This is a genomic window from Plantactinospora soyae (genome assembly GCF_014874095.1).
Taxonomy (GTDB): Bacteria; Actinomycetota; Actinomycetes; order Mycobacteriales; family Micromonosporaceae; genus Plantactinospora; species Plantactinospora soyae.
Map to the genome: position 1 here is coordinate 8,591,892 of NZ_JADBEB010000001.1, position 17,999 is coordinate 8,609,890.

Annotated in this window: 13 protein-coding genes; 4 read left to right on the top strand and 9 right to left on the bottom strand. The window is 71.4% G+C overall.

All coding sequences use genetic code 11. The features are described 5' to 3' along the window. Positions 1–277 precede the first annotated feature (277 nt). Positions 278–1,777, top strand: coding sequence for a GH1 family beta-glucosidase (locus H4W31_RS37490; RefSeq protein WP_225945889.1), 1,500 nt, complete (start codon positions 278–280; stop codon positions 1,775–1,777). Positions 1,778–1,849: 72 nt separating this feature from the next. Further along, positions 1,850–2,878, top strand: a complete 1,029-nt coding sequence (locus tag H4W31_RS37495; RefSeq protein ID WP_192770926.1) for a phosphotransferase family protein — start codon at positions 1,850–1,852, stop codon at positions 2,876–2,878. Between the two features lie 41 nt (positions 2,879–2,919). Here the strand turns inward: H4W31_RS37495 and H4W31_RS37500 are convergent, their stop codons facing one another. The 3 genes from H4W31_RS37500 to H4W31_RS37510 all read right to left on the bottom strand — a co-directional run bounded on the left by H4W31_RS37500 (position 2,920) and on the right by H4W31_RS37510 (position 7,411). Further along, positions 2,920–3,342 (bottom strand): roadblock/LC7 domain-containing protein, encoded by a 423-nt coding sequence (locus H4W31_RS37500; RefSeq protein WP_192770927.1) that lies wholly within the window; start codon positions 3,340–3,342, stop codon positions 2,920–2,922. Next, positions 3,339–5,900, bottom strand: coding sequence for a sensor histidine kinase (locus H4W31_RS37505; protein ID WP_318783640.1), 2,562 nt, complete (start codon positions 5,898–5,900; stop codon positions 3,339–3,341). Before H4W31_RS37505 ends, H4W31_RS37500 begins: the two co-directional genes overlap by 4 nt. A gap of 98 nt (positions 5,901–5,998) precedes the next feature. After that, positions 5,999–7,411, bottom strand: coding sequence for an FGGY family carbohydrate kinase (locus H4W31_RS37510; RefSeq protein ID WP_192770928.1), 1,413 nt, complete (start codon positions 7,409–7,411; stop codon positions 5,999–6,001). Between the two features lie 308 nt (positions 7,412–7,719). Here H4W31_RS37510 and H4W31_RS37515 point away from each other — a divergent pair, with 308 nt between their 5' ends. Beyond that, a complete protein-coding gene (locus H4W31_RS37515) occupies positions 7,720–9,747 on the top strand; it encodes a chorismate-binding protein (RefSeq protein ID WP_192770929.1) in 2,028 nt (675 codons plus the stop codon). Positions 9,748–9,892: 145 nt separating this feature from the next. Here the strand turns inward: H4W31_RS37515 and H4W31_RS37520 are convergent, their stop codons facing one another. After that, positions 9,893–10,987 (bottom strand): winged helix-turn-helix transcriptional regulator, encoded by a 1,095-nt coding sequence (locus H4W31_RS37520; RefSeq protein ID WP_192770930.1) that lies wholly within the window; start codon positions 10,985–10,987, stop codon positions 9,893–9,895. Between the two features lie 142 nt (positions 10,988–11,129). Between H4W31_RS37520 and H4W31_RS37525 the strand changes: the two genes are divergently transcribed. After that, the gene (locus tag H4W31_RS37525) at positions 11,130–11,789 is read left to right on the top strand and encodes a GNAT family N-acetyltransferase (protein WP_192770931.1); all 660 of its coding nucleotides are present in this window, start codon (positions 11,130–11,132) and stop codon (positions 11,787–11,789) included. Between the two features lie 10 nt (positions 11,790–11,799). On the opposite strand, the gene H4W31_RS37530 is transcribed toward H4W31_RS37525, so the two are convergent. The 5 genes from H4W31_RS37530 to H4W31_RS37550 all read right to left on the bottom strand — a co-directional run bounded on the left by H4W31_RS37530 (position 11,800) and on the right by H4W31_RS37550 (position 17,419). Continuing rightward, positions 11,800–12,672, bottom strand: coding sequence for a DMT family transporter (locus tag H4W31_RS37530; RefSeq protein ID WP_192770932.1), 873 nt, complete (start codon positions 12,670–12,672; stop codon positions 11,800–11,802). Between the two features lie 311 nt (positions 12,673–12,983). Continuing rightward, positions 12,984–14,192, bottom strand: coding sequence for an ABC transporter ATP-binding protein (locus H4W31_RS37535; protein ID WP_192770933.1), 1,209 nt, complete (start codon positions 14,190–14,192; stop codon positions 12,984–12,986). A gap of 6 nt (positions 14,193–14,198) precedes the next feature. Further along, a complete protein-coding gene (locus H4W31_RS37540) occupies positions 14,199–15,029 on the bottom strand; it encodes a carbohydrate ABC transporter permease (protein WP_192772708.1) in 831 nt (276 codons plus the stop codon). Between the two features lie 49 nt (positions 15,030–15,078). Further along, positions 15,079–16,059, bottom strand: a complete 981-nt coding sequence (locus tag H4W31_RS37545) for a carbohydrate ABC transporter permease (protein WP_192770934.1) — start codon at positions 16,057–16,059, stop codon at positions 15,079–15,081. 73 nt (positions 16,060–16,132) lie between these two features. Beyond that, positions 16,133–17,419 carry an ABC transporter substrate-binding protein gene (locus H4W31_RS37550; protein WP_192770935.1) on the bottom strand — a complete coding sequence of 429 codons (1,287 nt, stop codon included), beginning with the start codon at positions 17,417–17,419 and terminating at the stop codon, positions 16,133–16,135. Positions 17,420–17,999 lie beyond the last annotated feature (580 nt).

Genomic DNA, 17,999 nt, shown 5'->3' on the forward strand with positions numbered 1-17,999 from the left:
CAACGACGGGAATATCGGTCGTCGGTACAGCGTCTCGACGCCGAACCGGTCGACCGGCTTCGTCATCGGCACTCCGACGGCGACCGGCCTCGTCGCGACGCGACGCACAGGCGCCGGTCGCCGTGGTCATGGTGCACGTGGGGACGGGCAATGGACGAGGCCCAGACCCCCATTGCCACCCGAACATCCCATACGCATTCGCCCGCTAGATCGCTACGCTCTTGTTTGGGAGCGCTCCCGGGCGTCCTGCGGAGGGCCCCACTCACGAGGAGACAGCATGTCCGTACTGACTCGGCGGCATTTGCTGCGCCGCGCCGCGTTATCCGCCAGCGCCGTCCCGGCCGCCCGCCTGTCGACGAGCGCGGCCGCCACCGCCGCCACCACTGGCACGGCGGCCACCGGATGCGACGGCGGGTCCGAGGCCGACGACGAGCGCCTCCCGGCGCCGCAGACGCAGCTCGGCCTCCGCTTTCCGGACAGCTTCGGGTGGGGCGCTGCCACTTCGGCGTACCAGATCGAGGGCGCGGCCAAGGACGACGGTCGTGGCGAGTCGGTCTGGGACACCTTCAGCCACACCCCGGGACGGGTCCGGGGTGGCGACACCGGCGACATCGCCGCCGACCACTACCACCGGTACGTCGAAGACCTGGACCTGATGAAGGACCTCGGACTCGGCACGTACCGGTTCTCCATCTCCTGGCCCCGGATCCAGGCCGACGGCACCGGCGCGCCGAACCAGCGCGGCCTGGACTTCTACCGGCGCCTGGTGGACGGGCTGAACGAGCGCGGCATCGCCCCGATGGCCACCCTGTTCCACTGGGACCTCCCCCAGTCGTTGCAGGACATCGGCGGCTGGGAGTCGCGGGACGTCGCCTACCGCTTCGCCGACTACGCGGAGGCGGTGTTCGAGGCGCTCGGCGCCGACGTGCCCGTCTGGCTGACCATCAACGAGCCCAAGACGGTGGTGCAGAACGGCTACCTCCAGGGCCACCACGCCCCGGGCCTACAGGACCCGGCCGCGGCCTACCTGGTCGCGCACCACCTGCAACTGGCGCACGGGCTAGCCGTACGCGCGCTGCGCGCCACCGGCAGCGGCAGCCGGATCGGCCCGGCCCTGAACCTGCACCCCTGCTACCCGGCCGACGACGGCCCCGGGGTCGCCGAGGCCACCCGGCTCTACGACGGCTACGAGAACCGGCTCTACCTCGACTCGATCTTCAAGGGCGCCTACCCCGCCGATGTGCTCGACGACCTCGGCCCGGACGACCGGATGATCCGGGGCATTCGGGACGGCGACCTGAAGATCATCTCGTCTCCGGTGGACCTGCTCGCGGTGCAGTACTACACCCCGATCTACGTCACCGGCGACGGCGGTACGACCCGGAAGTGGCCGACCTCCGAGGCGAGCTGGCAGCAGCTCTACCCCGACGGGATGTACGACATCCTCTCCCGGGTCACCCGGGACTACGGCGACGTGCCCCTGACCATCACCGAGAACGGCCTGCCCACCCCCGACATCCTCGGCGCCGACGGCACGGTCGACGACCCCGGGCGGATCGCCTTCCTCCGCGACCACCTCGCGGCCGTACACCGGGCCATCGCCGACGGCGTGCCGGTGGAGAGCTACCACGTCTGGTCGCTGATGGACAACTTCGAGTGGAACGAGGGATACGAGCAGCGCTGGGGACTGATCTACATCGACTTCCCGACCCAGCGCCGGATCCCCAAGCGCAGCGCGAACTGGTACCGCGGGGTGATCGCCGCCAACACCCTCTGACCCTCGTCGGCGTACCGGCCACCACTCGGGCGCGTACCGGCCGCCCGACCGCAACCGCCGAAACGGGGGTCCATGGAAATCCACAGTTCGACCAGAAGGCACGTCACCGAGACCGAACTCCGGTCCCTGGTCCGCCGCGGTTTCGGCGACCGGGTCGAGATCGACCGATGGCAGGAACTGACCGGCGGCACCTACAACGCCGCGTACGCCATCGTCCTGGACGACGGCACCGACCTCGTACTCAAGGTCGCACCGTCGCCGGAGCTGAAGTTGCTCAGCCACGAGGTCGACCTGATGCGCACGGAGGTGGACTTCTACCGCCGCGCCGGCCGGGCCGACGTCGCCGTACCGGACGTGGTCTACTTCGACTTCGGCCGGGACCTGATCGGCACCGACTTCGTGTTCCTGAGTCGGGTGGCCGGAACCGACCTGCACCAGACCCGGGACGACCTGACCCCGGCGCAGCTCGCCGCCGTGCGAGGGGAGATCGCCGCGATCGCGGCCCGGCTGCACACGGTCACCGGCTCGGCGTACGGGTACCCGCTCCGGGGCAGCCGCAGTTGGCAACCCTCCTGGCGGGCCGCGTTCGGCGCCATGGTCGACGACATCCTCGCCGACGCCACCCGGTTGGGCAGCGTGCTACCCGCCCCACCGGAACGGATCGGCACGCTGCTACGCCGGCATGCCGACGCGCTCGACGAGGTACGCCGGCCCGCGCTGGTCCACTTCGACCTGTGGGACGGCAACGTCTTCATCGCCGCCGACGCCGCCGACACGGTCCGGGTGACCGGGCTGATCGACGGCGAGCGGGCGTTCTTCGGCGACCCGCTGGCCGAACTGGTCTCGATGACCCTGTTCCGGGAACTGGACGACGAACCGGAGATCCTCGCCGGGTACGCGTCGGCCGGGCACGGCCGGCTCGAACTGACCGACACGGCCCGGCGCCGACTCACCCTCTACACGAGCTACCTCTATCTGATCATGGCGATCGAGGGCGCCACCCGGGGCTGGGACGGCCCGGAACGGTCAGAGTACGAACAACGCCTCGTCGGGCTGCTCGACGCGCAACTCGGCCGGCTCGACCAGTTGCGACGCGGATGAGGCGTACCGGATCCGTTGTCCCGCTGACCGACCGCCGTCGGTCAGCGGGGCAGCGCCTGCTGGAGTTCGGCCCGCAGTGCGGGAGTCAGCATCTCGCCGGCAGACTTGGCCAGTTTCGCCATCTCGTAGCCGACCACGCCGATGTCGGCGTCGATGGCGGCGAGGGTGGCGAGGATCGAACCGTCCCTGATCTGCATCACCAGGAAGTAGCCCCGGCCCATCTCGACCACCGTCTGCTTCACGATGTCGCCGTCGAACATCTCGGCGGCGCCGGTGGTGATGCTGCACAACCCCGACGTGACCGCCGCGAGTTTGTCCGCGTGGTCCCGGGGCAGGTGCTCGGAGACCGCGACCAGCAGGCCGTCGGCGGAGACGACGATCGTGTGGGCTACTCCGGGTACCCGTTCGGTGAACCCGCTCACCAGCCAGTTCAGATCCCGTGCCTCTTGACTGAGCGTGCTCAATACTGCTCCTCTTCGCTGCGCGCGCCGGCCGGCGCCATGGGTATCACAATCGTGTCCTCGGCCTCGGCACGCCGGACGCCGCCGTAGTACCGCGACAGCGTCCCGGCCACCTGCTCCGGATCCGGTTCCTCACGCTGGACCGGAACCCTCGGCCGGGTCGGTTCGGACTTCACCGGCAACTGTGCCATCGGCACCCGGATCGGCAGCCCACTGGGCTTGATCCCGCCCGTCACCGGCACCGCCGGCGGGGCGTTCCCGGTCGGCAGGGGGCTGTGTTCGACAACCGGCGTCGCCGCCGACCCGGACCGGCCCTGCCGGGACCACCAGGTGCTGCCGGGCGCCGGGCCGCTGCCGTCGGTGGACATCCCGAGCACGTCCTCGGCCCGGGTCGGGGTCTCCCGCCGGACCCGTTGGCGGGCCGACGCCGCCTCACCGGGGGCACCGCCCGGCCGGCCAGCGGCCAAGGGGTGCGCCCCGTTCGGGCCGGCTACCGCGCCCGCGACGACCGTGAGCATCCGCCGGCCACGCCCGTCCGCCGGGTCCGCCGTGGGTGCCGGCGCCAGCAGGTTCGCCGGCAGCCAGACCGTCGCCATCAGCCCACCGGACTCGATGGGCCGCAACCGCACCCGTACGCCCTGCCGGGCGGCCAGGTGGCTGACCACGAACAGGCCCATCCGCTCCGACGCCGACACGTCCGCGGCCGGCGGTACGGCGAGCACCTCGTTGGCCTGCTCGAGCGCGCTCGGGCTCATCCCGAGACCCTGGTCGACGATCTCCACCAGCACGCTGCCGTCCGGCTGGCCGGCGGCGTCGATCCGGACCACGGTGTCCGGTCTGGAGAACGACGAGGCGTTCTCCAGCAGCTCGGCGAGCAGGTGCACCAGGTCGGCGACGGCGTGCCCGACGATGTACAGCTCGTCGGCGACGTTGTGCCGGATCCGCTGGTACTGCTCGATCTCGGCGACGGCGGCGAGCATCACCGTGGGGAGCAGCACCGGACGGTTCCACCGCCGGGTGGCCTCGGTGCCGGCCAGGACGAGCAGGCTGTCGTCGTTCCGGCGCATACGGGCGGCGAGATGGTCCAGTTTGAACAGGTTCTCCAGCTGGTCGGGATCGCCCTCGTCCTGTTCCAACTCGTCCAGCAGTTCGAGTTGGCGCTCGACCAGCACCTGACTGCGCCGGGCGAGGTTGACGAACATCGCGTTGACGTGCCGACGCATGACTGCCTGTTCCAGCGCCACCGTCACGGCGCTGCGGTGCACCGCCACGAAGGCCTCGGCCACCTCACCGATCTCGTCCATCGACCGTACGTCTGCCGGCGGTACGTCGAACTCGGAGGCGACCGGATCCACCGTACGCAGCCGCTCCAGCGTCTCCGGCAGCTCGACCTGGGCGACCCGGAGCGCCTGGCTCCGCAGCATCCGCAGCGAACTGGCGACGGACCGGCCGATCGCGATCGAGGTGAACAGCGCCGCCACCAGGACGGCCAGCACACCACCGGCGGTGAGCACCGTCCGGCGCAACTGCTCGGCGCTGCGGTTCTCCGCCAGCGTCACCGCGTCGCCGACCGCACCCGCCTCGACCTGCCGCAGCAGGTCCTGCCGCTGCTGGCTGGTCGTCCACCAGGTCTTCGGTTCGAGCACCGCGGCGATCCGGTCGCCGGAGGTGAACGTGGTCTCCTCCATCTTGACGGCGGCCAGGAAGTTCGGATTGCTGGCGGCGCTGGCGTACCGCTCGATCTGCCGGTCGGTCGCCGACAGCCGGAAGTCGGCGAGCCCGGTGAGCTGCTGGGCCCGCAGGTCGGTGAGCGCGACCAGGTCGGTCGGCTCGTACCGGCCGGCCCGCGCGGCGGCGTAGAGATGCCCCCGCATCTTCGAGTTGACCTCCTTCACCTGGGCGAACTCGACGTACCGGAGCACCGCGTCGGTCAGGTCGGGACGGTCACTTCCCGGCGACGGCTCGGCCAGCAGCACCAGCAGCACCTCGATGACCCGGTCGTACTCGCTGAGCACCGGATCGGGGGTCAGCCCGGCCGCCGGCACCGCGGCCCGGACGTCGGGCAGCCGCTTGAGCGCCTCGTCCACCCGGTCGTAGGAGATGCGCCAGGAGGCCTCGCCCCGGGCCAACGGCTCCGCGGCCACCCGGAACTGGTTGATCGCCCGGTCGGCGACCGGGTACACCGGTTCGAGTGCCGGCAGGGCCTGGCCCGGCTCCAGTTGCCCACCCGGTGCCGAACCGAGCGCCGCCAGCTCACCGGCGGTCTGGTCGCGCTCGCGCTGCAACTCGTGGATCAGCGTGGTGATCTCACGTCCCACTCCGACCTGGTCGGCGAACTCGCCGAGCAGGCCGGCCTGGCTGACCAGCGCCCCGGTCTGCGCCCCGGCGAGCACCAGGAACGCGATCGACGGCACGACCAGGACGGCGCCGAGCTTGGTACGCATCCGCCAGTCCCGCAGCCGGAACGCGGACCGGCGCCGGTGCGGTACGACCCGGACGTCGAGACGGCGCCGACGGTGACGCGAGACGGCGCCGTGTGACGGATCCGGGGCAACAGCCACCACGCCTCCTACCGTCCTCGATGCCGGGCGCGCCAAGGAGCGGAGCTATTTCAAATCAGGCCCGGTCTCGCTGTCAATGATCCAGTGGGCAGAACAGCTCACGAAGGATACTGCGGGCGATCAGATCTTGTCGCTGTCGCCGACTCGTCCTCGTCCGTCCGGACGATGCGTTCAAGTCCGGTCGCCCCATTGAGTCGACCGATCGCCACCAAAGCCGCACCGACCGCACCGATCTCCGGATTTCGGACGTGACGTACCTCGCGCGGGGCCAGCGCGACCGCGAAGGCCCGCCGCCACCACCCCGACGCGGCGACCGCACCGCCGCCGAGCACCACCTGGACCGACTCGTCCAGGGTGGACTCGATCGCGGCGACGCCCACCGCCACCTGGGCGCAGAGCGCGTCCATCAACCCGGCCAGAATGTCCACCGAGGTCGTGTTGAACCCGAGTCCGGCCAGCATGCCGGAGCCGGCCGGGGCCAGTCCGGGCGGCCGGTCACCACCGAACCGGGAGTCGGCCGGCACTCCACCCCGGGACGGCACCCGGGCCAGTGCCTGGTCGAGTTCCGGCCCCTCGGGCAACCGCATCTCCCGCCGGACCCAGGCGTAGAGGTTGCCGCCGCCGGAGAACGCGGTGCCGGTGACCACGTGGTCGTGGTCCACCCGGTACCGCCAGAGCTCCTCGGGCAGCGGGGGCAGTTCCGCTCCGGCCGGGGCGCGCTGCACCAACCGGACGGCCGCCGAGGTGCCGACCGTGACCGCCGCCCGACGGCTGTCGAAGCATCCGGAGCCCACGTTGGAGGCGGCACCGTCGCCGCAGGGTGGCGCCCATCCGGCGGCCCGCAGCGCCGGCCAGCGGCGGGCGAAGTCGTCCCGGAGCCGGCCGACCCAGGCCCGGGACGCCAGCGCCGGCAGCTCTCCCGGCCGGACCCCGGCCAGTGCGCACGCCTCCGGATCCCAGTCCAGGGTGCGCAGGTCGAGCAGGCCGGTACCGGACGCCTGGGAGATCGACATGACCCCCTCGTCGAGCAGCATGCCGTAGATGTACTCGACCAGGCCGGCGAAGCGCACCTGGCCGGCACCCACCCGGTCGCGCAGCCACGGCAGCCGGACCGACCAGTAGAACCGGTGCCACCAGGTGCCGGTCCGTCGGTGGAAGTCGTCGGCGTCCGCCGGCCCCCGGACCCCGGCCGGCACCACGGGCCGGGTGTCCAACCAGGTCAGCACGGGCCCGAGCGGGGCGCCGCCGGGATCGAGGGGAACCACCGAGTGCCACTGCGCGGAGGCGACGACCAGGTCGACCCCGTCGAGGTGGTTCGCCTCGGCCAGCTCGTCCAGGCACTCGACGAGGGCACCGAGGTAGGCCCGCGCGTCCAGGGTCGCCTCGCCGTCGTCGCCGATCTTGACATCCGCCGGGCGTCGGGCCAGCGCACCGGGCAGCGGCCGGGCGGCGGTGTCCAGCACCAGGCCACGCACCGACGACGTACCCAGGTCGAGAGCGAGAATCCTCATCGACGAAAACCGTACCCGTTCGGCGTGCCGCCGAAGCCAAGGTGGCGCGGAGCGGCCGGAAGAGGTGTCGGCGCGCGGCGAACCGCCCAGCTGGTGGGCGGTTCGCCGACACCGGTGCCGGCCCGGCCTCCGGTGCCCTAGACTTCCCGGCATGCTCGCGCGACTTCACTCCTGGTGGCCCGCCATCCCGGCGGCCGACCTCCGCGCGTAGCTCTTCCACGCGGCCGCCCCACGCGGCGGCCGCCAGCGTCACCTCCAGCCTCCCGGCCACCGCACCGGACGGCCCCGGCTGTGAGGGACGAACGAAGATGAATCTGCTGCACCACCTGCTCACCACCATCGTCGCCGGTGCCGATCCGGGTCCGTTCGCCCTGGTCCGCCGGGACGGTGCCGCCGGCCTGGACGTCTTCACCGGTGCGCCACGCACGGTGTCGAGACTCGCCGACATCCCCCTGCCGCCGGGCCCCGCCGGACCACGGACGCTCGCCCTGGTGCCGTACCGGCAGATCGGCGAGCGCGGCTTCGCGTGCGTCGACGACGGCGCCCCGCTGGAGTGCCTGGCGCTCTCCGGACACGTCCGGGTGCCGCTCGCGGAGGCGCTCGCCGCGCTGCCCGACACACCGACACCGGTCCGGGACGCCGCCTTCGACCTGCCCGACGGGGAGTACGCGGAGATCGTCGGGCGGGTGCTGCGCGACGAGATCGGCCGGGGCGAGGGCGCGAACTTCGTGATCTCCCGCTCGTTCGTGGGCACCCTGACCGGCCCCGCCCTGCCGGCCGCGCTGGCCGCGCTGCGCCGGCTGCTCCAGGGCGAGCGGGGCACGTACTGGACGTTCCTGGTGTACACCGGAACCCGGATCCTGGTCGGCGCCTCCCCGGAACGCCACGTCAGCGTCGAGGACGGCCTGGTCCTGATGAACCCGATCAGCGGCACCCTCCGGCATCCGGGCGGCGTGGCGGACCGGGAGTCCCTGCTGCGGTTCCTCGCCGATCCGAAGGAGATCGACGAGCTGTACATGGTGCTCGACGAGGAACTGAAGATGATGGCGACCGTGGCCGAGCAGGGCGGCCAGGTGATCGGGCCGTACCTGAAGGAGATGGCGCACCTCACCCACACCGAGTACCTGCTCGCCGGGCGCGGGTCGCTGGACGTCCGGGAGGTGCTCCGGGAGACCATGTTCGCGCCCACCGTCACCGGCAGCCCGATGGAGAACGCCTGCCGGGTGATCGCCCGGCACGAGCGACGCGGCCGGGGCTACTACGCGGGCGTACTGGCACTGCTGGGGCGGGACGACGCCGGCCGGCAGACCCTGGACGCGCCGATCCTGATCCGTACCGCCGAGATCTCCCCCGCCGGAGCGCTGCGGGTGCCGGTCGGCGCGACCCTGGTACGCCACTCCACCGCCGCGGGCGAGGTGGCCGAGACGCACGCCAAGGCGGCCGGGGTACTGGCGGCGCTGGGGCTGCGGTCGACCTCGGCCGAGCCGGACACCGTACCGGCGGGGGTCGCGCCGGCGGCCGTCACACCGCCGGACGCCGTACCGGTGACGGTCGGGGCCGCGCCGGCGGCGGAGGTCCGGCTGGCCGAGGACCCGGCGGTACGCGCCGCACTCGCCGCCCGCAACCACGGACTCGCCCCGTTCTGGCTGGAGGAACGGACGCCCGGCGCGGCGGTGCTGCCGTGGCTCGTCGGGCGGCGGGTACTGGTCGTCGACGGCGAGGACACCTTCACCGGAATGCTCACGCACCAGTTGCGGGCGCTCGGACTGACCGTCCGGACCCGGCCCTGGGGCGACGCCGCCGGTCAGGAGCGGTTCGATCCGACCGACGCCGACCTGACCGTGCTGGGTCCGGGTCCCGGCGACCCGGAAAGTCCGACCGATCCGAAGATGACCGCCCTGCGCGGCGTGGTCGACGGCCTGCTCGCGGCCGGGCACCCCACCCTCGGGGTCTGCCTCGGCCACCAACTGCTGGCCGGGCGGCTCGGCCTGCCCCTGCACCGCCGGTCCGCGCCCTACCAGGGGCTGAGCCGGGAGATCGAGGTCTTCGGTGCCCTCCGGCGGGTCGGTTTCTACTCCAGCTACACGGCGCTGGCCGACGCCGACGAGGTGGTCACGGCGTACGGGCCGGTGCGGCTGGACCGGGACGCGGTGGACGGCACGGTGCACGCGCTGCGCGGGTCGACGTACGCCGGGGTGCAGTTCCATCCCGAGTCGGTACTGAGCCGGGACGGGATGGCGGTGCTGACCGATCTGCTGGGTTGGCTGCTGCCGGACCCGAGCGTGCCGACCGGCCATGGCACGCCCGAGCCGCATACTTCCCGGCATCCCGGGTAGCCATTGAAGTAAGCCGGCGGTCCGGGCGGGTTGAGAGCCCCTGCCCGGGCCACCGGTCCTGATCCGATGTGGCCGGCGACCCGCAGCCGACACGACTACCCCACGCGGACCGGGCACGACGGTACGGGTCGCGGTGCCGATCCGATCACGCCCGGGCGGACCCGTTCCGGGCCCAGGCGTCGATCTCGGCGAGCGCGCCGCGTAGCCCGGCACCGCGCTCGGTCAGCGCATAGCTGATCCGGGTGGGTGGGCCGGTCACGACCCGGCGCCGCAGCAGATTCTCGTCGGCGAGTTGCCGCAACCGTTCGGTGAGCACCCGTCGGGAGAGGCCGGGGACGGCCTCGACGAGATCGCTGAACCGGGCTTCGCCGTGGCTGAGCACGAAGAGCAGTTCGAGGGTCCAGCGGCGGCCGAGCAGTTCCAGCGCGGCCGAGGCGGGCGGGGACGGCGACCTGTCAGCTGCTTCGGTTACTTTTCCCAACCTGGTTATCTGATTGGCGGAGAAGCCGGTTCCGGACTCGATCACGGTGGGTCCGGGTTGGGATCGCGGTCGGGTAAGGAAGACCTCGATGCCGTCGAGCACCCGCCGAAGGCCGAACTCGAAGTCCTTCGCCACCAGCGTCGGCGCACCGGTGGCCGGGTCGAAGAGCCCGGACACCAGCGGAAACCGACCGGTGCGGAGCAGCCCGGCCAGCGTCGCCGACTCGGCCGCCCACCACTGTTCGGCGCTCACCCCGGTACGCCGCTCGTCCTCGGCCTCGTTCCGGACGTACAGCGCCGCGCCCTGCACGTAGTCGCTGACGGTGAAGTAGAGCTGGGTCATCGTCGCCCGGTCCAGCCCGAAGCCGTCGACCGCCCGCAACACCCACTCGAAGTTGGCCAGCACGTTCGGCCCGAGCGGCGGGCGCCAGGTGCCCGCGACGATCGGCAGCACCCACGGGTGCCGCTGGTACATCGCCCACTCCCCCCGGGCGGAGAGCTCGATCCTCGCCCGCCAGCCGGCGGGGCCGGGATCGGGATAGCGGATCTCCCCGAAAACGGTCTCCACCATCAGGTTGACCAGCTGCCTCTTGCCGGGCACATGGCGGTAGAGGGACATCACCCCGGCGCCCAGCGCGGTGGCGACCCGGCGCATCGAGAGCGTTCCCAGGCCGTCCGCGTCGGCGAGCCGGATCGCGGTCCGGACGATGCGATCGAGGCCCAGCCCCGACCGGGACCCCTGGATCCGGTCGCCTTCCATCCGCGCCCTCCCCATTCCCGCCGTCGTCATTTCTACCGTCGTCATTTCCACCGTCGTCGACGGCTCGCGTACTTGGCACGCTGCCGCGTACACTGTACCCGTCGGAATCGAGGCGGTGGAGGTCGAGGCGGTGGAGGTGAGGATGACCGAGACCATGACGGTACGACCGGCCGGGCCGGACGACGCCGGGGCGGTCGCGCTGGCGCTCGGCCGGGCCGGGCTGGACGAGACGGTCTTCGGCTGGGTGGTGCCGGACGAGGATGCCCGACGTGCTCGGGTCGAGGCATGGACCGAACACGCGGTCGGGTGGGTGTCCGGGATGCTCGACGCGGGCGAGATCCTGGTGGCGTACCAGGGCAACGGGGAGATCCTCGGGCTTTCGGTGTGGGAGTTCTTCCCCGACGGTCCGGCCCGGTCCGATCCCGCCTCCGCCGCCGAGCAGGCCGCCCTCGTCGCCCAGGCCTACGACGAGTACGCGCCCCGGATGGCGCTGGTCGGGGAACTGACCCGGGAACGCCACCCGGCCCGGGAGCCGTACTGGTACCTGCAACAGATGGCGGTCGTACCCGCCTCGCGCGGCCAGGGACTCGGCGGTGCGATGCTGCGCCACCAGCTTGCCCGGGCCGACGCCGCCCAGATCGGGGCGTACCTGGAGGCGAGTTCGCCCCGCAACCGCGCGTTGTACGAGCGGCACGGGTTCCGGCCCCGAGGTGAGCCCATCCGGTTGCCGGACGGCGGGCCGGGCATCCAGCCGATGTGGCGCGACCCCCGACTCGACCCCGCGACGACCCCGACGGGTTAGCCCCGCACGGTCAGGTGTTCGGGGCGCCCTCGAATCCCTCGCGACCGGACGGGCGGGTGCTGGCCAGCCAGATTCCGAAGATCATCGCCAGTACGGCCGGCACCTCGACCAGCAGCCGGAGCCCGCCGAACGACAGCGTCTCGTGGAAGGCGGTGACACCGATGAGGACGCTGCTGACCGGGTCCACCAGGGTGATCGCCGTCAACGGCGCGGCGAGCGGGCCGTTCTGGAAGGCGTTCTGGTTCAGCGCCACCGCCGCGACCCCGATCACGGCCAGCGCGTAGAGATGCCAGTCGGTCAGCGTCGAGAGCGGGTCGCTGAACACCCGTTCGGCGAAGGTCTTCAGCACCGAGGCGGTGCCGGCGTAGAGCAGGCCGGTGGCGATCCCGAGCAGGGTTCCCCGGAGGGCGCCCCGGGCCCGGTGGGCGAGGACCAGGCAGACCCCGATCAGCGAACCACCGATCAGCGCGACCCCGAGCCAGCCCATCAGGGAGGGCTCGGAGACCCCCGCCCGGGGCTGCGCGGCGGCGAGGAAGGCGCCCAGGCCGAACACGCAGGACGCCACCGCCGTGACGTCCCGGGGATGCGGCCGGCGGTGGTCGAGCGCCGCCTCCAGGGGGATCGCCAGGAACATTCCGCTGATCAGCAGGGGCTGGACCAGGGTGAGGGGCCCGAACCGGAGGGCGAGCGCCTGTAGGGCGGTACCGGTGAAGTCGGGAAGCTTGGCGAGCAGCCAGCGCTTGCGCCGGAGCATCCGGAGGAACAGCCGGAGGTCGGCCGTACCGTGCGGCGGTTCCCGGCGTACGGCACGCTGCTGCAACGCGGCCCCGAGCGCGAAGCAGCTCGCGGAGGCGAGCGCGAGCAGCACCGCGGCGATCGTCACGCCTGGGTCCCATCGCCGTCGGCACGGGAGACGCCGGGTACCGTACGCACAAAGTCACGCTACGTGCTCAGTCGGGTACGGGCAGACGGTTCTGGCCGGGCGACAACCAGAACCCCCGGTCACCCGGCCACCTCGGCCCACTTCTGGTAGGGGATCTCCACTGGCGGGTCGCGCCGCCCGGTCGTCGTCGCCACCCCGGCACCCTGCGCGAGCGGTGCCACCCCGGTCGACCAGATTCGCAGGTCACCGGGGGGTGGGATCGACGACCACGAACGGCGCGAACCCGGCCCGTGGTCGAACGGACGGTCAGGTCAGGAGGCGAGCGTCCCGGCCGCCCGCCCCTCGTGCAGGGTGAGATTCCGGCCGTTGGCCGGGTCGAAGAGGTGGATCTTCTCCAGGTTGAACCAGATCCGCCGGCTCTCTCCCTCGGTGGCCGTGGACTCCGCCGACAACCGGGTCACCAGACTGCTCCCGGAGCCGGTGAGGTCCTCGGCGCCGACATCGGCGGCGAGTTCCTCCAGCTCCGCCGCGCTGGCCCGCTCCCCCTCCACGGTGAGGTACACGTACTTGTCCGAACCCATCGACTCGACGATCTCGACCGGCGCCTCGAACTCCATCCCCCGCGCCCGGGTCTCGTCGTCGATCAACGACGCGTCCTCGAAGTGCTCGGGGCGGATGCCGAGGATCAGCTCACGGGGGGCGTCCTCCGCCGCCAGCTCCCGGCGGATCCGGTCACCGAGCGGTACGTCGCCCACCGCCGTACGCAGCCCGCCGTCCTCCACCGCCGCGTGCAGGAAGTTCATCGACGGCGAGCCGATGAACCCGGCGACGAAGAGGTTGGTGGGATGGTCGTACAGCTCCTGAGGCGGGCCGACCTGCTGCACCGAGCCGCCCCGCATGATCACCACCCGATCGCCGAGGGTCATCGCCTCGGTCTGGTCGTGGGTGACGTACACCGTCGTGGTGCCGAGCTGCTTCTGCAACCGGGACACCACGGTGCGCATCTGCACCCGCAGTTTGGCGTCGAGGTTGGAGAGCGGCTCGTCCATCAGGAACGCCTTCGGACTCCGTACGATCGCCCGGCCCATCGCCACCCGCTGACGCTGCCCGCCGGAGAGGTTCGCCGGCTTGCGGTCCAGCAGCGCGGTCAGCTCCAGCACCTTCGCGGCGTCGTTGACCTTCTGTTCGATCGTCGCCTTGTCCAGCTTGGCCAGCCGGAGCGGAAAGGCCATGTTCTCCCGTACGGTCATGTTCGGATAGAGGGCGTACGACTGGAACACCATCGCGATGTCCCGGTCCCGGGGCGCCTTGTCGTTGACCCGCTCCCCCGCGATCCGCAACTCGCCCCCGCTGACGTCCTCCAGCCCGGCAATCATGTTCAGCGTGGTCGACTTCCCACAGCCCGACGGACCGACCAGGATGACGAACTCGCCATCGGCGATCTCCAGGTCGACGTCGCGCACCGCGACCGTTCCGTCCGGGAAGCTCTTGCTCACCTTGTCCAGCACGATGTCAGCCACTGCGATTCACCCCTTGACGGCGCCGGACGTCAGGCCCGACACGATGCGACGCTGGAAGAACAGCACGAACAGAATGATCGGAATCGTGATCACCACGGCCGCGGCGCAGATCGCCCCGGTCGGGTCCTCGAACTGCGACTCCCCGGTGAAGAACGACAGCGCCACCGGCACCGTGCGGGACCGCTCGGTGGAGGTCAGCGAGATCGCGAACAGGAAGTCGTTCCAGCAGAAGATGAAGACCAGGATCGCGGTGGTGAAGACCCCGGGCGCGGCCAGCGGGGCGATCACCCGACGGAACGCCTGCCCCTGCGTCGCCCCGTCCATCTTGGCGGCCTTCTCCAGGTCCCACGGGATCTGCTTGAAGAACGCCGAGAGGGTGTAGATGGCCAGCGGAAGCGCGAACGTGATGTACGGCAGGATCAGGCCCGGCCAGGTGTCGAAGAGCCCGAGCGACCGCTCGATCTCGAACAGCGGGGAGACCAGCGACACCTGCGGAAACATCGCGATCAGCAGGGAGACCCCGACCAGCGCCTTCTTGCCCGGAAAGTCGAGCCGGGCGACCGCGTACGCCGCCATGGTGCCGAGCACCACGGCGATCGCGGTCGCGATCAGCGCGATCCCGATCGAGTTGGCCAGCGCCCGGACGAACTGGTTGGTGGAGAAGATCGTCCGGTAGTTGTCCAGGGTCCACTCCCGGGGGATGAAGTTCCCGTCGGTGAGCGTGCCGGTGGTCTTGAACGACAGCGACGCGATCCAGAGCACCGGAACCAGCGCGAAGACCACCACCACGAGGTCCAGCAACCCCCACCGCCACCTGGCCGAGGCCGTGGTGTTCATGGCGGCCATCAGATCCTCCTTTCGTTCGCGACTGCGGGGCTCCGCGCGTTCACCGGCGGCCTCCCTCGTCGGTGCTGCCGGGAGCAGCCGTGCCGAAGAGCTTCACGAAGATGAACGCGATGATCGCCACGGTGACGAAGATGAGCACCGACATCGTCGATCCGATCCCCAGGTTCAGCCCGCGGATCAGGTTGTTGTAGGCGAGCATCGACACCGAGGACGTCTCGTTCGCCCCGGCGGTCAGCACGAAGATGTTGTCGAAGACCCGGAACGCGTCCAGGGTGCGGAAGAGCAGCGCGACCAGGATCGCCGGCTTCATCACCGGCAGCATCACCTTGGTGAACCGCTGCCAGGCGGAGGCGCCGTCCATCGAGGCCGCCTTGAGTAGGTCCTCCGGCACCAGGGCCAGGCCCGCCATCAGCAGCAGCGCCATGAACGGGGTGGTCTTCCAGATCTCCGCCAGCATGATGATCGCCAGTGCGCTGGCCCGCTCGGTCAGCGGCGCCCCCTCCCCGAACAGGGTGGCCAGGTATCCGGTACCGGGTGTCCAGGCGTACCGCCAGGAGAACGCGGCGACGACGGTGACGATCCCGTACGGGATCAGCGCCGACGTGCGGACCAGCCCGCGCCCGATGATGGTCCGGTGCATCACGATGGCCAGGCCCATCCCCAGCACGAGTTCGACCGCGACCGTCACGACGGTGATCAGCATGGTCACGCCGAACGCCGTCCACCAGTACTCGTTGCTCAGCACCGTGACGTAGTTGGACAGCCCGACGAACTCCCGCTGGTCCGGGAACTTCAGGTCGAAGCGCTGCAACGACAGCCAGATCGAATACAGGATCGGGTACGCGGTGACGCCCAGCATCACCACGGCGGCCGGCGCGCAGAGCAGCCAGCCCAGTTTGCGTTCGGCCCGCTTGCCCTCGCTCAGCGCCACCCGGCCACGACCCCGCCGGGGCGCCGGAACGCGTCCCTTCGACCCGGCCGGGTCGCCCTGGTCCACCGTGGTGGCCGCCTCCGTGCTCATGCCGCCACCTCGCTTCGCCGGGCGTCGCTCTGGCCGGTGCCGTTGAGCGGGCCGATCCGCCCGCTGCGCCCGCTCATGGCAGAACCCCCTTGGACTCGAGCGCGTCCTGCGCCGCCTTCCGCATCCGGTCCGCGGTCCGCTCCGGCTGGATCGCGGACGGCGGGGAGAGCGTCGCCGACAGCACCGTGGAGATGTTCTGGTACGCCGGACTGCGCGGCCGGGTCGCCGCGTCCTTCAGTTCGGCGAGGATGGTGTCCCGCATCGGGTACGCCTCGGCCATCTCCGGTTCGGCGTAGACGCTCTCGATCGTCGGCGGTACCCCGTCGTTGATCGCGGAGAACTTCTGGTGCTCCGGGTTGCGCAGGCAGGCGGCGGCCTCGAAGGACTCCTCGGGGTGCCGGGAGTAGCGGCTCACCGCGAGGTTGACGCCGCCGATGGTCACCTTGCTCGGCGTGTTCGCATCGACTGCCGGGAACCGGGCCCAGGCGACCTTCTTGGCCAGTTCCGGATCGGCCTCCTGCATCGCCGGATAGACGAACGGCCAGTTGAGCTGGAAGGCGCCGCCACCGGACTGGAAGTCGAGCCGGGCCTGGTCCTCGATGGTGTTCGAGAACGACGAGGTGGTGATTCCGGCGTTGGCGAAGTCGCGGAGCACCTCCAGGGCCCGGACCGCACCGGCGTCGAAGACGGCCTTCGTGCCTTCGGGGTTCAGGATCTGCCCGCCGGCGCTGGCGACCAGGGTGTTGTAGAGGACCACCAGGCCCTCGTACTGGGCACCCATCGTGATCACCCGGTACGGCTGCCCGCGCCCCTTGAGGCCGAGCGCAAAGTTGATCATTTCGTCCCAGGTCCGGGGCGGCTGGGACACCAGGTCGGTCCGGTACCAGAGCAGTTGCACGTTGGTGTTCTTCGGCGCGGCGTACAGCTTGTCCTCGTACCGGGCGGTCTCCAGCGGCCCGGCCAACGTGCCGCGCTCCGCCTCGGTACGCCGCTCGCCGGTCCACTCCAGCAGCCAGCCCGCGCTGGCGAGCTCCTGGGTCCAGGTCACGTCCAGGCCCAGCACGTCCATCCCCGAGTCCTCGGCGGCCAGCCGGCGCACCATCTGCACCCGCTGCTCGTCGGCGGCCCGGGGCAGCACCCGGTACTCGATCTCGTACCGGCCGCCCGCCTCCGCGTTGCAGTCGTCGACCACCTTCTGCAGGTTCTGTTCCGGGGCGTAGTAGAGGTTGATGGTGGGAACGCCGCTGTCCTCGCCGGAGCCGCAGGCGGCCATCGGGGCCAACAGGGCCAGCAGGGTCGCACCGGCCGCGAGGCGCATCCGGTGGGACCGGACCGGGCCGCCCCCGTCGGGCTCAGCCATGTCGGCACCCCGCTGTCGGAACCGTTCCGGCCAGGCCTTCCCCGACCGGCGCCGGGCCGGTCGGAGCCCGCCCGCCCGCCGACGTACCGCCCACGTCGACCTCGGGACATCGGAAGTACTGCTCGGACCGCGCCGACCGTACGTCGCGCACCCGGTGACCGCTCATCACGCCGCCCTTCTTCCCACGACGGCCGGAACGCCATCCGTCCCGGCACACGGCGAAAGCACCTCGCCTCCGGCCGTAACCGAACCGCCGACCGGGCGCAGGTGTACTGCGCCTCCCACTGCCCCGTCGGCCGGCGGACGAAACCTGGGTCCCGACCGGCCGCTACCGAGGAGCTCGGACGGGCGATACCGAGGAGCTCGGACAGGCGGTCCCGAGGAGCTCGGACGGGCGGGCCGACCGGCGGTGGGCCGGCTCGCCGGGGCGCGGTCGGGCCCGGCCGGGACCATCGCGTCCAGACTGGTATTCCCCCGGCCCCGGCGCCTCGGATACCGTGGGTCGCACCTCCGGCGCCAGCACGTCGCCGTCGACGCCGACACGCTCCCGGACCTGCGCATGCCGCCCGATCGGCAGCCG

What these genes read in the sequence shown, in the direction of transcription:
- H4W31_RS37490 (WP_225945889.1), top strand. Translation starts at nt 278, where the DNA reads ATGTCCGTACTGACTCGGCGGCATTTGCTGCGCCGCGCCGCGTTATCC.
- H4W31_RS37495 (WP_192770926.1), top strand. Translation starts at nt 1,850, where the DNA reads ATGGAAATCCACAGTTCGACCAGAAGGCACGTCACCGAGACCGAACTC.
- H4W31_RS37510 (WP_192770928.1), bottom strand. Translation starts at nt 7,411, where the DNA reads ATGAGGATTCTCGCTCTCGACCTGGGTACGTCGTCGGTGCGTGGCCTG.
- H4W31_RS37515 (WP_192770929.1), top strand. Translation starts at nt 7,720, where the DNA reads ATGAATCTGCTGCACCACCTGCTCACCACCATCGTCGCCGGTGCCGAT.
- H4W31_RS37520 (WP_192770930.1), bottom strand. Translation starts at nt 10,987, where the DNA reads ATGGAAGGCGACCGGATCCAGGGGTCCCGGTCGGGGCTGGGCCTCGAT.
- H4W31_RS37525 (WP_192770931.1), top strand. Translation starts at nt 11,130, where the DNA reads ATGACCGAGACCATGACGGTACGACCGGCCGGGCCGGACGACGCCGGG.
- H4W31_RS37540 (WP_192772708.1), bottom strand. Translation starts at nt 15,029, where the DNA reads ATGAACACCACGGCCTCGGCCAGGTGGCGGTGGGGGTTGCTGGACCTC.
- H4W31_RS37545 (WP_192770934.1), bottom strand. Translation starts at nt 16,059, where the DNA reads ATGAGCACGGAGGCGGCCACCACGGTGGACCAGGGCGACCCGGCCGGG.
- H4W31_RS37550 (WP_192770935.1), bottom strand. Translation starts at nt 17,419, where the DNA reads ATGGCTGAGCCCGACGGGGGCGGCCCGGTCCGGTCCCACCGGATGCGC.